Genomic DNA, 16,480 nt, shown 5'->3' with positions numbered 1-16,480 from the left:
CATCACAATACCTGAATCATTTTACTTCAGTATAGCAGTTTGCAGACACGCCCTAGGGCTAGACAAAATGAGAGAATTGATCTGTCGCCGGATTGCTCTGATCGAACCCAACTTGCTTCAAACCCTAGAGGGGAAAGTAGACGGGCTAGATTTTCCGCCGGTATTTGATAACGGTCAGACTTTGAAGAATCTTTGTCTAATGAGTGGTGGACATGTCCGAAACTTGATGCAATTAATCCAGAAAGCGATTGACTGGACAGATGAACTACCGATTACTGGAAAAGCAGCAAAGCGAGCGATTGAAGAAACACGAGAGACCTATCAGAAGACTGTACAGGAGAGTGAATGGGAAACTTTAGCGCGAGCATGTCATCTCAAGCAGGCATATAATGATGATGCTCACTTAGATTTGTTGTTTAAGCGCTGTCTCTTGGAATACCGCTATTATGATCAAAACGATAACCTACAGATTTGGTGTAACGTTCATCCACTAATCGCAGGGATTCCAAGATTTCAAAATGAACTTGCCAAGGTAAGAGCTTTATGAGTCTTGCTAAGTCATCTAACGATAGTCAACCCTCTAAAGAAGAGATTTACCAAGCCTTTTTGCGATCGCTGAGGCGACGGAGGGGATTTGGGATTGTGTTCATGCAATCTCCTCCAGCGGAGGCTAAGCGGATCATTGGGCGAGTGCATCAGGATTTACCCCAGAAGCAAATAGCCACCTTAACATTAACCGAGCCCATTGATAATCTTTATGATCGTGTTGAAAAGATTCTAGACCGCGATCAATTGAGTATTCTTTTCATTCAAGGTCTCGAAAAATCCTTAGAACCTTATATCAAGCCAGGATATGGCGGAGACGGGGATTACTACAATCTTGATACTGTTCCTACCATCTTGAGCCACTTAAACCAACGGCGAGAACTATTTCGAGATCATTTCCCAACTCTTTGCTTCGTTTTTGTTTTGCCAGCATTTGCTATCAAATACTTTATTCGCCGTGCTCCTGATTTCTATGATTGGAGCGCAGGTGTTTTTGAGTTTTATGTAGACAAGGTAGACGTTACTGCTACAACAGAAATGTTAGTTGCTAACGGAGAGCAACAGATAGATGTTACTAACTATGTTCAGATAGGTGACACTGTCTATACTGACCGTGATCTAAGTGATTTACGACGGTCTCAAGGGGAGCAACTGCTTGAATCTAAACGGTTTGATGAAGCATTGAGTTGTTATCAGGAAGCACTACAACTTTATAGAAAGTTAGGTGACCAAGCCGAAATAGCGAGCACCTTAACAACCATAGGTAATGTGTTTCAGGGTTTGGAGCACTATGATCAAGCACTATCTTCTTATCAAGAAGCTGTAGCTATTTCTGAACAGATAAATAATCAAGTTAGTCAAGCAAGTGCCTTGGGGGTATTAGGTGAAACCTATTTGTCTTTGGGTGATTACCAACAGGCGATTGACTATCTTGAACAAGCTTTCATCATCGTACACAAGATTGGTGATGCTAAGGGCGAAGCATTATTATTAGCTAATTTGGGTAATAGTTATCAATACTTAGGTCAGTATTTACGAGGGATTGACTATTTTCAACAGGCTTTAAGAATCCAAAGGGAAATTGGCGATCGCAAGGGTGAGGCAGCTTCGTTAACTAGCTTGGGTAATGCTTACCGAGCCTTAGCACAATATCAACGAGGGATTGAGTATTTTCAACAGGCTTTAGCAATCCAAGATGGGATTGGTGACTCCTACGGTAAAGTAGATTCTTTAAGTAGTTTGGGGAGACTATTCTATTCCCTTAAGCAGTATGAGCAATCCATAGCTGCTTATGATACGGCAATCAAGATTTACCAAGAATTGGAAATTGATAAACCGGCTTTATTTAGTCAGCTTCTATTTAATCGAGGTAATGCTTTAAAGAGTATAGGGCGGTTAGAGGAATCAATCAAGAGCTACGATCAAGCCTTGGAAATTGAACCAAGCTCAGATGAAGCTCGATCTGAGCGCCAGAATGCTCTAGCTCAGTTGGGACGATTAACGAAACCCTTGCCACTTTTAGCTAGTTTGGTACCAAAAATCGTGTCACCTTTGTTAGGTAGTGCTGCGGCAACAGTGGGGAAGCATATAGCTCAATCCCTTACTAAAAGCGATATCGAAAAACCCATTAAAGCTGGAGCAGAAGCGGTTGAGGAATGGGAAAAACAACTCGATAGTCAACAGCGTTTATTTTTTAAGGCTCCCCCAGATGGCTGGAATGGAGTTAATAGTTTTTTGCGCGAGTATTTTAGTAATTCAGCGGTTTTGGCAGAATTCCAAAAACCGTTAATCAATCAAGGTAAGCCAGACCGGGATATTTTAATCAGGGTATTTCAAAATCAAGCTGAAGCCAATAACATTAAACTAAATCAACAAGCTAGTCTACAGGATTGGATAGAGACCTTTGTTAATGCTTATTTTCAGCAAACTGCTACTTATCTCAAGTATCAGGTTGCTAAACAGGATTATTGTCAACAGTTAGCAAATTGGTTTGATGATGTTAAATTTACTGGCATTGCTGTGGCTGGGCAAGAGGTAGAAAAATCTGAGAAATTAGCCCAGATTTTTGTAATGCCAGATGTAGTGGAAGAGGTTTCAAATCCTAGGGTTTTGGAATTGGATCGGTTAGCAGAGGAAAGTGGGGAAAAACCGGAAAGGGCGCTATTGGAAAAGACAACTGGTAGGAAATTTTTGGCTGATCAGTTATTGACTCAAAATCAGTCGAGACGAGTAGTGATATTGGGTGCGCCAGGTTCGGGAAAAACCACCTTGATGAGTTATTTTGCGGTAATGTTAGCTCAGAGTAAACCTGAGGTTTTGGGGTTAGATGGTGATACCGACTGGCTACCGATTTTAATTAGGATGCGAGATTTGGCCAGACATCCAGATCAAAGCATTATCGACTATGCCCGTGGGTTTGCTGAGAAAAGGATTGCCGTCAACACTTTACCAGTGGGATTTTTTGAGCATTGGTTATGTGATGGTAGAGCCTTGATATTGCTGGATGGTTTGGATGAAGTAGCAGAAGAGGCTAAACGCCATGATGTAGTCAGGCGCATCAATAATTTTTTAGAACAGTTTGACAGAAATCGGGCGATTATTACCTCTCGTCCGGCTGGTTATCGCCCAGACTTTTTCCGCACTGAGGACTTTCCCCACTATCAAATTCAACCCTTTGATGAGCAGAAGATTTCGGCGTTTATTGATAACTGGTATAACAGTCGCTTTCAAGACCAAGCAGAAGCTCAAAGGCGCAAGGAGAGTTTACGAAAGGCTCTGGATGATAATGACCGGATTAAGCTATTGGCACAGAATCCGTTATTGTTGACAATTATTGCGTTAATTCATCGGTATCAAGCAGTATTGCCCAAAGAGCGCCATAAGCTTTATGACAAGGCAGTGGAGACCTTGTTAACGTCTTGGGATGCCAATAAGGAGTTAAGTAGTGATAAGTGGTTGACCTATTTGGGTTTGGATGATTTACGCCGGTTGATGGAATGGTTGGCTTATTGGATTCATACCCAGGGCAATGTTGAAGATAACGACAGTGGCACCCTAATAGACCCAGATGAGTTGATTGATCAGTTGAGTCAGCAGATTAAGACCTTGAAGCACGTGCAGTTGTATCAGGCCAAGGAAGAGGCGAAACGGTTTGTGGAGTTGATTCGGGAGCGCACCGGTTTGTTGAATGAGCAGGGGCAAGATTGTTATGGGTTTGTTCATAAGACCTTTCAGGAATATTTGTGTGCCCAGGAAATTAACTATCAGGCGGATAATGAGGGGGATTTTGAGATTGTTTTGAATCAGATTCGGGAGCATTTGCATAACTCCCACTGGCACGAGGTGTTACTATTGCTAATAGCACAACAAAAACCGAAAAAGGCGGCGAAGGCGATTCGGGCGGTATTGAATAATCAGAGTGACTATGAGCAGTGGTTGCATCGGGATTTGTTGTTTGCTGGTAATTGTTTGGCGGAAGATCCAAAAAATTTGAAGGGTACTGATAGTAGTTTAGTGCAAGAGATTTTAGAGCATTTATTTGAATTGGAGGTGAGTAGTAAAGAGCGGATTGCCGAGAAGATTTACGAGCAGGTTTTTCAGATAATTTGTAGTTTGTATGAAACGGATTTTCAGGCACAGGTATTGGAATTGTTGAAAGAGCGATTGGATCGGATTGATCAGGAACGATTGCTGAAATATCGACATGAGTTAGGGGAAAAGGAACAGGTAATTACAAGATTGCTAGAACAGCTTCAGGATAATTCTGATGTGCGTACTAGCGCAGCTGATGCCTTGGGCAAATTGGGCAACAGTTCATTAACCGTAGTCAACCCCCTAATCGCACTGCTTCAGGATGATAATTATGGTGTGCGTAGTACTGCAGCCGATGCCTTGGGCAAATTGGGCAACAGTTCATTAACCGTAGTCAACCCCCTAATCGCACTGCTTCAGGATGATAATTATGGTGTGCGTAGTACTGCAGCCGATGCCTTGGGCAAATTGGGCAACAGTTCATTAACCGTAGTCAACCCCCTAATCGCACTGCTTCAGGATGATAATTATGGTGTGCGTAGTACTGCAGCCGATGCCTTGGGCAAATTGGGCAACAGTTCATTAACCGTAGTCAACCCCCTAATCGCACTGCTTCAGGATGATAATTATGGTGTGCGTAGTAGCGCAGCCGATGCCTTGGGCAAATTGGGCAACAGTTCATTAACCGTAGTCAACCCCCTAATCGAACTGCTTCAGGATGATGAGTCTTCTGTGCGTAGTAGCGCAGCCGATGTCTTGGGCAAATTGGGCAACAGCTCATTAACCGTAGTCAACCCCCTAATCGCACTGCTTCAGGATGATCAGTCTTCTGTGCGTATTGAGGCAGCCGATGTCTTGGGCAAATTGGGCAACAGCTCATTAACCGTAGTCAACCCCCTAATCGCACTGCTTCAGGATGATCAGTCTTCTGTGCGTATTGAGGCAGCCGATGTCTTGGGCAAATTGGGCAACAGCTCATTAACCGTAGTCAACCCCCTAATCGCACTGCTTCAGGATGATCAGTCTTCTGTGCGTATTGAGGCAGCCGATGTCTTGGGCAAATTGGGCAACAGCTCATTAACCGTAGTCAACCCCCTAATCGCACTGCTTCAGGATGATAATTATCGTGTGCGTATTGAGGCAGCCGATGCCTTGGGCAATTTGGGCAACAACTCATTAACTGTAGTCAACCCCCTAATCGCACTGCTTCAGGATGATAATTATGGTGTGCGTAGTAGCGCAGCCGATGCCTTGGGCAATTTGGGCAACAGCTCATTAACCGTAGTCAAACCCCTAATCGCACTGCTTCAGGATGATGAGTATTATGTGCGTAGGAGGGCAGCCAATGCCTTGGGTAAATTGGGCAAAACATCCAACAATCATGTTCTCCCCAGTGTGATTGAATGGATTGAACAACACCAGGATTCAGACTATGTGGGCAGTGGTATTGATGTGCTGTGGGATTTGGTTGTAGGTAGGGAATAGGGAGTAGGGAGCAGGGAGCAGGGAGCAGGTAGAGAGAGGGTTTTGCGATCGCATCGATTGTAGACAAGACAGGATAAGCTTTTGCGATCGCATGCCATCAAGAGTTCATCAAGACCAACTCCATCCTCAAGGTATTTTGTTACTGTAGACTGAGGAAACTAGTTGTACATCAGCAGTCCATGAGCTACGTCGAAAAAATCAACCATATACTCAAACCGGCTACATCTGGCAATCCTTTAGTAGTCGATCTATTTGCTGGATGTGGTGGTTTATCCCTTGGTTTCGAGGCACAGGGTTTCGAGACTCACGGTTTGGAAATGGACGCTAATTGCTGTGCAACTTATCAAAAAAACTTAAGAGGTAAATGTAGTCAAGTTGTCCTAACTCCAGAAACCGAATTACCTGCTGCACCTGTGTTGATTGGTGGGCCACCCTGTCAACCTTTTAGTGTAGGAGGAAAACAAAAAGGTTTAAAAGACTCACGAGATGGTTTTCCTACGTTTATCAGTGCTGTCAAGAGGCTTCGTCCTGATATTTGGCTATTTGAAAATGTCCGTGGTCTTCTTTATCGTAACAAGTGGTATTTAGATGAAATTATTCAAGCACTTCAGTCCTTAGGTTATGTGATTGAAGTTAAGTTATTAAATGCCGTTAACTTTGGTGTTCCTCAAAACCGTGAGCGTCTGATTGTAATTGGTCATCAAGGAAAATTTGAGTTTCCGCAGTTGCTAGAGAGAAAAATAAGTGCGGGAGAAGCTTTAGGAGAAATGGCATTTCAAGCTCCTCCTGAGTCTAAGTTTCTCACACCTAGTATGGATAAGTATGTGGCCAAATATGAAAAAGCATCATCTTGTAAACGTCCCCGTGACCTACATCTAGATAAACCAGCACGAACGTTAACCTGTAGAAACTTGGCAGGTGCAACGGGTGATATGCACCGGATTAAACTACCATCAGGTAGGCGGAGGCGCTTACTGTTAAGAGAAGCAGCGCGTCTGCAAAGTTTTCCTGATTGGTTTGAATTTGTTGGTACAGAAACTAGTTGCTTTAATCAAGTTGGTAATGCCGTTTCCCCTTTATTCGCCTTCCATATTGCTGGCATGGTTCGTAATTATTTACTCTCAAATCAAAGATTATCTTCTGATGAAATAGCACAGCACAATATTCCCATCCAGCTATCCTTACCGTTATAGCTTTAATGTCTAAATTGCCACAATTTATACCCAAGTCAAAAAAATCCCAAGAACTCAAACAACTTATTAATGAAGCTCTTTACATTATTTCTAAGTTAGGGGTTCCTCTGGAAGGACTTTCTCAAAGACGTTTAGAACGGATAGCCATGGCTTTTTTAGCAGTAGCTAACGTGAAAAGCAGCAGTGATTGGGCAAATGTTAAAGGGTATGATGGTTCTCACTCTCTAAGAACTAGAGAAATCATTAACTATTGGAATTCACACTTTGATGAAAACATTTCTGATAGTTCTTATGACGATATTCGCAGGAAAGACTTAAAACTACTTGTCTTGTCAGGAATTATCATTTCTAGTGCTGGTAATCCTAACGCAGCTCGTAATGATAGCAGACGGTCTTTTGCATTAAGTACTGAATATGCTCCTTTGATTAAAGGTTTTAAAGTGGATAGCTGGGAAACTGATATTGAGGATTTCCTAGCCAACAAAGTAACCCTAAAAGAAAAACTTTCAAGCAAGCGATACCTAACGTTAATACCAATTAGCTTCCCCTCTGGTAGACGTTATGAATTTAGTCCAGGCAAGCACAATCAGTTACAGAAAGCGGTTATCGAAGAGTTTCTACCTCGCTATGGTTATGGAGCAGAGGTACTGTATGTAGGTGATACAGCCAATAAATTCCTACACTTGGAAAAAGAGCGGCTCGAAGAGCTAAATTTTTTTGAACTATCTCACGGTGAATTGCCTGACATAGTAGCTTACTCAAAACAGAAAAACTGGCTCTACTTAATAGAAGCTGTGTATAGTTCTGGTGCAATTTCCCCTGTGCGTCTCTTAGAGCTAAAAAAGCTAACAGAGCACTGTACAGTAGATAGTATTTTTGTTACTGCTTTTCTTGACCGTAATACCTTCCGCCAGTTTGCTCCAGACATTGCTTGGGAAACAGAAGTCTGGATTGCTGATGCACCTGATCATTTAATTCATTTTAATGGTGATAAATTCTTAGGTCCATACTCTGGAATTGATTGACCTTGCACTCAGCACTTTGGAACTCAGCACTGACCTAGTAGACTAGAAACAGGATTGGGTTTTGCGATCGCATTCCAAGGGTTTGGATCCCCCTAAATCCCCCTTAACAAGGGGGACTTTATGCCAAAAAGGGGGACTTTATGCCAAAAAGGGGGACTTTATGCCAAAAAGGGGGACTTTATGCCAAAAAGGGGGACTTTATGCCATGTCATCGAGAAATAGAGCGAGTATTACAATAGTTCCGGTAGCCTCTAATATAATCGTTAACCATATCAATCGCTTCAGGGCGCATGTTGCGTTGACGGGGAAAGTCCTTTAATACCGAAAAAACATTTTGGTAAACCGCACACCAATTCCCAATCCCTGCCCGTAATGACTTTTGTGCCCGAACCAGGCTACGGATGAAAGCAATAGAGAAATCCTCAGGATCTTTCACAACTGCTGCATCTAATAATAATAGAGCATTAGCCTGCTGAACCTGCCCCAGACTCCTGCCCCATCTAGAGCGATTGGCTGCTGCAACAGTATCGCCCAAAGTAGGGTCATCCATCGCTAGTAAATACCCTAGCGCTAGTGCTTCGGCTGCTGTTAACATCTCAAGGGTAATGGCTGATGGCTGCTGACTACGGCTGCGAGCAATATACTCAAGATACTGATTAGCCCTCTGGCTTGGCTCAACAGAAAACCCAAGTTGGTTGATAATCGCTGCTCGCACATCATGGGTAATATCAGGATTGCTTAGGTTTCGGAAAACCTTATCATCAAGTCCATAAACCGAGGCATATGTAATCAGATCAACATCTTTATATGCCTTAGCAAAAGGAGTACTAGTTAAGGGGCTATCCGCCAACGCTACCGGAGCAGCAGTAACTATACAACATACCACAACAGGTGTCAGTAATGGTGTAATTTTCATTATAGCACTTTTGAATTGGATCAGGTATTTGTGTTTTGGGTTTTAGGGAGTAGGGAGTAGGGATTAGGGAGTAGGGATTAGGGAGTAGGGATTAGGATTTTTTGATTTTTTATGGTGGGCCAAAACAGTTTAATTATTGGGATTATTATAAATAATATTACTTTTTATACCTTACTTTAATTACCATTTATCATAACACCAAAAAATATTATGATATCTTGAATTGACTACTGTTCCCTGCTCCCTGCTCCCTGCTCCCTGCTCCCTGCTCCCTTTGCTATACTATTTCTAATTTTTTGATACTTCCAAATTATCAATAGTCAAAGTTCTTTCATCATCCGCTATCTCTGCTCTGTAGTCCATATCGATTTTAGTTGGATAACCTAAAGTAGCGTCGTAGGTAACATCAAGCTTATAGTAATCCTGGTCAATAGCCTTTTGGACAACATCGAAAAGCTTCGAGACGGAATAATAGTTGTCAAAAAATTCACGATTAACTGGTTTGCCGCTATCAGCAGCAACAATAGAAGTCGTTTCACCATTACGGATTTCTACAACAACTGGGTTGGTGACTTCACCAATACAATAGCAAGCTACTTGTAATCTATACCGGTAGTTATCTAGCTTTTGAGTTTCCCAACGTTTCTGATTTTCTTCCAATAGCTGCTCAGAGGAAGGATCACTAGCACAAGCGGAAAGTGGCAGAATCATCACCAGTAATCCTAACCAACAATAGCGATAGAGTCTGGAGTGTAGCGTCATAGTGTTCGAGTCACCAAGTAGAGCGACCAATGATAATTCGGGATGGTTGACGAATCCGCTAGTGATTTTGTTGCCATTCTCGGTAGGGGGGCGGAGGCAAAAACTTACTGACTCTCGTTACCTGACTCTTGATGCGATAGTCAGATCAATTTTTAGTAGTCTTATAGTCTTTCTGGTCTTGTAGGTATTTAACCAGCTGATGTACTTTTGTTGATGGGTTAGCACAATCAATATTAAGCGTCTTTTGTTGCTCCGTCTGTTGTTCCTCCAAATGATATTTCTCCAAACGTTGAGCATTAGCTATTGCTTGATCGAGTCTAGGTTCTAATACACTGTACATATCCCTAGCTTTATCATAATCCTTAATCCCATCCTTTTTGATTTCAGAATTTAGTTCATAAATTACGTCTTTACATTTGTCAAAAGATTTAGCAGTGTATTTGTAATGTAGCAGAAACCAAAACTCAAAACATGGTATTGATGGGATAGCGATAATACCGTAGCTTTTAGCTTGTTCCAGGGCTTTTTTATATTCGGTAGGTTTATCTCCATCAAATACACAGTATATTTTATCATAGGTTACTTCTCTTCCTTTTTGCTTTTGCTGCTTGTTGCGCAAGCGCCACTTATTAGCTGTTTCCACGATCACCAGAGGATCCCCACCCTTACCGGGAACCACTTCTACTGTTGTTGTCTTGAGTTTTAAGGATGTCTTGAAGGATTTAAAGTAGTTGTATTCTGTTTCTTCACCTTCAACTACGATTAGAATATATTGTTTTGCTGGTTCAACATTTGGACTACGTCCGAACTGAGCCTTAGATTTGCCTCGGTTACGAGAATTACGAGCACGCTTCTTGGACATCCTCAACTATCCAGCCCACTAACAAAGGGCATCGCTCCATATCGACCTTTTAGGTAGCCTTTCTGTAGGGATTCATCCTCACGAATTTTAAAATCTAGTAACGAATAGAGCTTAGTGCTATTGTTACTATCTTTCTGCATCAACCATACCTGGTCTTGATTAAATATCTCTCGATCTAGGAAAGTCGTATCGTGGGTAGTAACAATCAATTGAGCATTATTTTGATTAGCTGCTTTGTCATTAAATTCCTTGATTAAATAGGTTGATATATCTGAATTCAAGCTCCGGTCTAGTTCATCAATAATTAAAATTTCTCCATTATCTAAAGCATCTATCCAATATCCTCCCATCTCAAATAATCGTTGGGTCCCATCTGATTCATCCTCTAAGTCAAAGGTTATTGTTTCCTCAGATTCATTCATTTTATATAGTGCAAAAACCTTAAGATAAACTTTGATTGATTCTGAGTCTGATGATTCATTATTACTAGTCATAAGGACATTATTATCAAAAAAATTATTGTTAAGATTATTTTTTTCTTTGATTAAATCATAAATAGATGGAGGTAATTTTGAATAAGCTTCAAATTTTTGAACCGTTTTACTGTCAAGCTCAATAGTTGATATACCGATATCAGCTCCCTTTATCAACTTAACGACTTTGTTCCTAAATTTTTTGTCTTCGTAACATTTTAAAGCAGTAAAATTAGATAGATTTTGGAACCTTGCTGGAATTAACTTTAACTTAGAGCTAAACCAGATAAATATCTTTCCTAACTGAGGATGGTTATTTTGGGCGGCATGAGATAGAAATAAAGAATTTGAGCGAACAAAACCCTTAATACGTTCCTTCTCGCCTTTCAGCCCTCGCCCAAAATACCAATCATACTCCTGTTCTTCTGAACTATAGTTACGCTCAAACCAAGTTTGAGGACGTCCTTTGGGATAAGCGATTAGCCACTCTTCGTACACCCGCTCTTGGTCTAAGGAAAATCCGTATTGATAGCGAATATTATCCTGAATGAAAATAATTTCAAAACAGCTGGGCTTGTTCTGGCAGTCAGCATTTAACCGAAATGGTTCGATATTCCATCTACTGCCAAGCTGCATGCCAGTGGCTGACTCTAGCACAATCTGACGCATGGTCTGGATTGCACGCACCAGATTGCTCTTCCCCGAAGCATTAGGACCGTAGACCACAGCGCTGGTGAGTAGGCGCAGAGACTTAACATTAGGCATCGGGAAACTATTGCTATTCCGCCCAGTTTTTTTATTAGATGCCACCATACTAAAGGTCTGGCGCTCTTTAAATGAGCGATAATTTTCTACGCTGAACTCAACTAGCATTACTAGGGTCTCCCATGGTTACTTAGGGATTATCCATTAATTTTGGTCAATGGTAAACCATGGTAAAGGAATGATTTAGTTGATTATAGGAAGCTAGTTAGTAGAATGCGATTAGCCCGAAGGGCTACGCTACGCGATCGCATCTCTTCCTAGTAATACCAATTAAACCAAATATTGGTATACCTTAATCCCCTATATCACTGCCTTACATTACCAGTTTATCACCTTATGACCTGATTCCCGTATCCTCTGTAGCAAAAATAAATAAAACTATCATTATTGCTAGGCAAATGTATCCATTATTGACTAACATTAATCCAGCTTGTAGGGTGGGCAAAAACTGTTGGATTATTCGGAATACTCTAAATTAGATTACTTTGCCCACCCTACTTTAATTGCTAAAAAGGGAGCTCATCATCCATTGCTATTCTCAGTTTATTCCCTGACTTGCTAGATAATTCAATAACACCCGCTATCAACTTCCAACAAGGGTCACCATCCTTTTGCCAATCACCAGGTCGCCAAGGCATACTAAGACTAACCGTAACCAAACACTGATTTTGCGGTCGATACCCTAACTCTAAATGCCTAACAAATACGGGATCAGTAATCGTAGCAGTCAATTCTTGTCCACAATCTGTTACCAGTGAACCTTCCCATTTTTCTACACCCTCATCTCTGATACCAATAGGTTGAACCAAGAACTCCACAGCTTTCACCAGTTGTAGTGTACATCGTTGCTCTACTGGTAATGACTGCAAGAAACTCTCCGTTACATAGCGCTCATTATTATGGAGAATGTATTTTTCCCGGCTACAAAACTTATTCAGATATCCAGCAGGAACTTGTCCTACTCGTCGCCATTGTCCTGGTAATACCAAAAGATTTTCACACTCAAAGCCAAAGTCTGGTCCAGTTTTAGCTAAAGGAATATCTAAAATATCCAGTAACGTTGGTTCCCTTCCCGCAATCTGACGCATTGGTTTCGGAATCCGACCATCCGGTAAATCAGATACAGGACGAATCCATTGACGTTTAAGGGAATTAATTCCAGCGATACATCTATCGCCATGCTTCCAGGAGTTAGCCAAGCAAATAATCTGAGTCATGCTGCTATCTAATCCCAAGTAAGGTTAGTTTAGACGTAAGCATTCAGCAGTCAGCGGTCAGCGGTCAGCAGTCAGTGGTCAGCGGTCAGTGGTCAGCCGTTGGCCTTTAGCACTTCAAGTAGCGTGCCCGAAGCGCATTAGCTGATAGCACCTTAAGTAGTGTGGCCATAAGCCTTTGGCTGAGAGCTGATAGCTGATAGCTGATCGCTGAGAACTGATCGCTGAGAGCTGATAGCTTACTGATGTTTTTCTATGGTCTTAGCAACGGGGATTTGGGATAAATCATAGGTGAACTATTTTTATAGTTCCCAATTTTTGACTCAGATATTCTGCTACTAAACGGCGATGACAGTGATGGGGAGTAGGTTCACTACACAGCAAACAGCTACCATCTAATAAATCTGGTGATACCGTCTTTTCGATTTCACGATCTGTAATTAATTCTAAGAACTGGTTTTCATAGGTTTCCCAATCACCATTATTTTTTTTATAGGTATTTAGGATATCCTTAGTCGGAGCCAACTCTAGACGATGTATATAGTCAATATTCCCAATTTGCTGCAAAAAGTATTCAAAATCTTTGTTTTTGGTGAAACCAGCTAATTGAGATTTATTATTGAGTCTCGTATCGATAACTCGCCTTACTCCAGCATTAATCAGAAGCTCAAAGAACTCTTGAGCACTCTTTTTAGTAAACCCAATCGTAAATAAATTAATAGTTTTATTCATAGTCAGGGTCTTGATAGCAATCCTAAATCAATTGTGATAATTTTTGTTCCCTACTCCCTACTCCCTATTCCCTATTCCCTATTCCCTATTCCCTACTCCCTACTCCCTACTCCCTACTCCCTTTGCTAGATAAGCAATAGTATCCCCTTGCCTATGATAAACTTCCTTAAGTCTATCCTCCCGAGAGGAATTGTCCCAGTTATCCATAGATGTCGGGTCATCAAATAGGGAAAGTTGCTTCGGTTGTTTGATTTGGGAATCACTTAACCCATGAGAGCTGAGCAGCCTTTCTTCTAAATCCTGATGAGACTCTAAGCTGCCATCATTTAGAATATGATTAATCTCTAACCCCGATTTCACTAAATGTTGGCAGACTAAAATTGTCCGATGGCAAGTGATCGGGTCTTTTTCAGCACACATCAACGCAATTTGGTAAGTTTCAGCTCCTTGAATTACCCGTTTAAGACCCGCTGAAAACAGGTCAGTGGCGGCAATTTTTTCATATAACGCTTTACCACCAACATAACAACTGAGATCAGCCGGTCTTGCTCCCAACTCCTTACCCAGAAACACATAGCGAATTCCTGCCGACAATAGTTCAGCCTTGAGGGGGGCTTGACTAAAATGAGGTAAGTAACGGCTGTAAGGATGCGATCGCACATCAGCCACCGCTGTAATTCCGTGCTGCTTGAGTAAAGCAATAAAATCCTCAATACTGAGATTAGAATGACCAATAGTGAATAATTTTCCAGTATTACTACCAGTATTGCTAATTGTACTAATCATCCCCAAAAACCTCCCTTATTGCCATTATTTGTGTCCTTTTAGGTCATCAACTAAATATCACTTTATCCGTTATACTAAGGTAAACTAGGTTCAAATTATAGCAATTATAATCATAAGTGAGGTACACAGGATTTTTTCCCGATTCCCGATTCCCGATTCCCGATTCCCGATTCCCGATTCCCGATTCCCGATTCCCTGCTCCCTAAAACCCAGAACTTTGTACCTGACCGAATTTAAAACCGCTGACAGCTGACAGCTGACAGCTGACAGCTGACAGCTGAATGCTTACTTCAATTCAAGTTAATTAGCTTGAAGACTAGGGGATTCCACTGGTATAAATGGAGTAACGTCAACTATCACTTTAAACGATTTACCTAGCTTAATGTTAACCGCATCTTCAAACCTCTTCACCTGTTCCGATGTAATCCGTTCTGTTGAACGCATAGCAATTTTGATTTCAGGAGGATTCTTTTTCCGATTGATCTTCCAAGTAGAAACTTCTCTACCTTTTTTCGTAAACAATGGACTCTTATTAATCAATTCCTGAACTGGCTCCTCAACTCTTCCTTGCTCAAGCACGTCCCAAAAGGTAAGTCCTAGAGGCACCACTAACACAGCAATCAGCACTAAAGAGACTCCCCAATTTAAAGACCGGCTCAGTTCAGTGCTCTGAGCATACCCACTAAAGATATAAACGATCATACAAGCTAGGTTAATCCCAATCAGGTTAGTAATATAAAGGAGAAATGCGCCCTGACTCAAAGTCCATTCTCCCTGGGATAGGGTTAACCCAACGACACAAAGGGGAGGCATTAGGGCTACTGCAATTGCTGTCCCTGGTACCGCATCTTCTAAAGAAGGGCGAATTTTAGAGAAACCACTAATTCCACCGGCTACGATCGCAACTAGTAAATCAATTAGATTGGGTTTAGTTCTTGCTAAAACTTGGGCTCCAAATTCAGGGAATCCGATAACTGTACCAACTAACCAAGAACAACTTATACCGAGTATGGTGCCTACAGCAATAGAAACAAAACTACGCCGTAACAGTTCCCAATCTCCTTCCAAGGTAGCAAAGGACAATCCTCTTAAGGGCAACATCAGAGGAGCAATAATCATCGCCCCAATAATCACCGCAGCACTGTTGAGAACTAGTCCAAAGGTAGCAATTAAACAAGAGCTAATGATTAAGACTAAGAAATTGAGGGTAAGTTCGGATTCTTCAAACAAAGAATTCCTTACCATCATAATTGGAATTGCCTTTAAGCCAAAGTTCCTGACAAGATTCCAGGTTTTGGAGACTCTAGTTTTAGTCTTTTGAGTCTTTTGATTATTTTGGTTTTCCTTTTCCATAGATAATAGACGATGCTCCTGACTATTGAGCTTAATTATCTTTCACCAACACATATTGACAATTGACCATAATTAAGGTATAATATACGACTTCACAATCTGACTGGTAGATCGGATAATCATTAGGTAACGTTACTGCTCCTACCAGTCAGTACTATTACCTGAGCCGATTGTCAATGAATTCTATTTTTTCACCAATTCAACAGTTACTGATCACTTGGCTACTAATCTTAATAACTGGATCGGTCAAATCCTGTTAGGCTTGTTTATCACAGCTACCCTATGAATGCGTAGTGCTATATTCCTGGTATCCGTAGGACTACAGCAGATCAAAGACAACTTCATTGCTCCGAGAGTTCTCCGTAACTTGACCGGTTTATCCCCAGTGATTATCTTTGTCTATTTGCTATTGGGAGTTAAACTGGGAGGATTGTTGAGGGTAATTCTCGCAATTACCCTCACAGGTGTCGTGAAAAGTCTAGTGGAAATTATTAGGGAATCGGGAATCGGGAATCGGGAATCGGGAATCGGGAACAGTTGAGAGTCAATTTAAAATGGAAAATTAATAACCATTAAGCTTAATACTAAGTGATTAACCAGACTCATACAATCTCTCTTCTGCCTAGAGTGACAAAAGAGAGATAATGACATTAAGAAGTTGACAAATCAGCTTATATCATGTCCGGATAATTAGTAATCAAAAACCATCTCCGATGAAACCTTACTCCTTTACTTCTGCCTTCTGCCTTCTGCCTTCTGCCTTCGATTCGGCCAAGGGTGTAAGAGCTGATTTGTAAATAAAAGCTTAAGAAGCTAATCGGCGAGTCATTAAACGAA

At 41.4% G+C, this 16,480-nt stretch carries 12 protein-coding genes and 2 pseudogenes; 5 read left to right on the top strand and 9 right to left on the bottom strand.

What is annotated here, in order from left to right; translation table 11 throughout:
* Both BJP37_RS24610 and BJP37_RS24600 read left to right on the top strand, forming a co-directional pair.
* Positions 1-547: pseudogene (locus BJP37_RS24610) on the top strand (ATP-binding protein); the annotation flags it as partial.
* Entirely contained in the window at positions 544-5,562 is a 5,019-nt protein-coding gene (locus BJP37_RS24600; protein WP_081431317.1) for a HEAT repeat domain-containing protein, read from the top strand. The pseudogene BJP37_RS24610 and the gene BJP37_RS24600, both read left to right, overlap by 4 nt.
* Here BJP37_RS24600 and BJP37_RS42010 read toward each other — a convergent pair.
* Positions 5,508-5,660, bottom strand: coding sequence for a hypothetical protein (locus BJP37_RS42010; protein WP_214607775.1), 153 nt, complete (start codon positions 5,658-5,660; stop codon positions 5,508-5,510). The genes BJP37_RS24600 and BJP37_RS42010 overlap by 55 nt on opposite strands.
* Positions 5,661-5,741: 81 nt before the next feature.
* On the opposite strand from BJP37_RS42010, the gene BJP37_RS24595 reads away from it, so the two are divergent.
* Together BJP37_RS24595 and BJP37_RS24590 are read left to right on the top strand one after the other, a co-directional pair.
* Complete coding sequence (locus tag BJP37_RS24595; protein WP_075902721.1) at positions 5,742-6,755, top strand: DNA cytosine methyltransferase; 1,014 nt, start codon at positions 5,742-5,744, stop codon at positions 6,753-6,755.
* Between the two features lie 5 nt (positions 6,756-6,760).
* Positions 6,761-7,780 carry a BsuBI/PstI family type II restriction endonuclease gene (locus tag BJP37_RS24590; protein ID WP_075902719.1) on the top strand — a complete coding sequence of 340 codons (1,020 nt, stop codon included), beginning with the start codon at positions 6,761-6,763 and terminating at the stop codon, positions 7,778-7,780.
* A 208-nt stretch (positions 7,781-7,988) separates the two neighbouring features.
* On the opposite strand, the gene BJP37_RS24585 is transcribed toward BJP37_RS24590, so the two are convergent.
* The 8 genes from BJP37_RS24585 to BJP37_RS24550 form a co-directional block, all read right to left on the bottom strand.
* Positions 7,989-8,696 carry a hypothetical protein gene (locus tag BJP37_RS24585; protein WP_075902717.1) on the bottom strand — a complete coding sequence of 236 codons (708 nt, stop codon included), beginning with the start codon at positions 8,694-8,696 and terminating at the stop codon, positions 7,989-7,991.
* 288 nt (positions 8,697-8,984) lie between these two features.
* The gene (locus tag BJP37_RS24580) at positions 8,985-9,458 is read right to left on the bottom strand and encodes a DUF6174 domain-containing protein (protein ID WP_075902715.1); all 474 of its coding nucleotides are present in this window, start codon (positions 9,456-9,458) and stop codon (positions 8,985-8,987) included.
* A gap of 145 nt (positions 9,459-9,603) precedes the next feature.
* Positions 9,604-10,320: an RloB family protein gene (locus tag BJP37_RS24575; protein ID WP_075902713.1), complete on the bottom strand. Its 717-nt coding sequence runs from the start codon at positions 10,318-10,320 to the stop codon at positions 9,604-9,606.
* A gap of 2 nt (positions 10,321-10,322) precedes the next feature.
* Positions 10,323-11,666: an AAA family ATPase gene (locus BJP37_RS24570; protein WP_075902711.1), complete on the bottom strand. Its 1,344-nt coding sequence runs from the start codon at positions 11,664-11,666 to the stop codon at positions 10,323-10,325.
* A 398-nt stretch (positions 11,667-12,064) separates the two neighbouring features.
* Positions 12,065-12,775, bottom strand: coding sequence for a dual OB domain-containing protein (locus BJP37_RS24565; RefSeq protein ID WP_075902709.1), 711 nt, complete (start codon positions 12,773-12,775; stop codon positions 12,065-12,067).
* Positions 12,776-13,057: 282 nt separating this feature from the next.
* Positions 13,058-13,504 carry a DUF488 domain-containing protein gene (locus tag BJP37_RS24560; protein WP_075902707.1) on the bottom strand — a complete coding sequence of 149 codons (447 nt, stop codon included), beginning with the start codon at positions 13,502-13,504 and terminating at the stop codon, positions 13,058-13,060.
* A gap of 99 nt (positions 13,505-13,603) precedes the next feature.
* Complete coding sequence (locus BJP37_RS24555) at positions 13,604-14,290, bottom strand: DUF488 domain-containing protein (protein WP_075902705.1); 687 nt, start codon at positions 14,288-14,290, stop codon at positions 13,604-13,606.
* Between the two features lie 300 nt (positions 14,291-14,590).
* Entirely contained in the window at positions 14,591-15,643 is a 1,053-nt protein-coding gene (locus BJP37_RS24550; RefSeq protein WP_075902703.1) for a TIGR00341 family protein, read from the bottom strand.
* Positions 15,644-15,950: 307 nt separating this feature from the next.
* Here BJP37_RS24550 and BJP37_RS24545 point away from each other — a divergent pair.
* Positions 15,951-16,136: pseudogene (locus BJP37_RS24545) on the top strand (AI-2E family transporter); the annotation flags it as partial.
* Between the last annotated feature and the right edge of the window lie 344 nt (positions 16,137-16,480).

Source organism: Moorena bouillonii PNG (assembly GCF_001942495.1).
In the GTDB taxonomy this organism is placed as follows: domain Bacteria; phylum Cyanobacteriota; class Cyanobacteriia; order Cyanobacteriales; family Coleofasciculaceae; genus Moorena; species Moorena bouillonii.
This window is presented reverse-complemented; position numbering and strand designations above follow the sequence as displayed.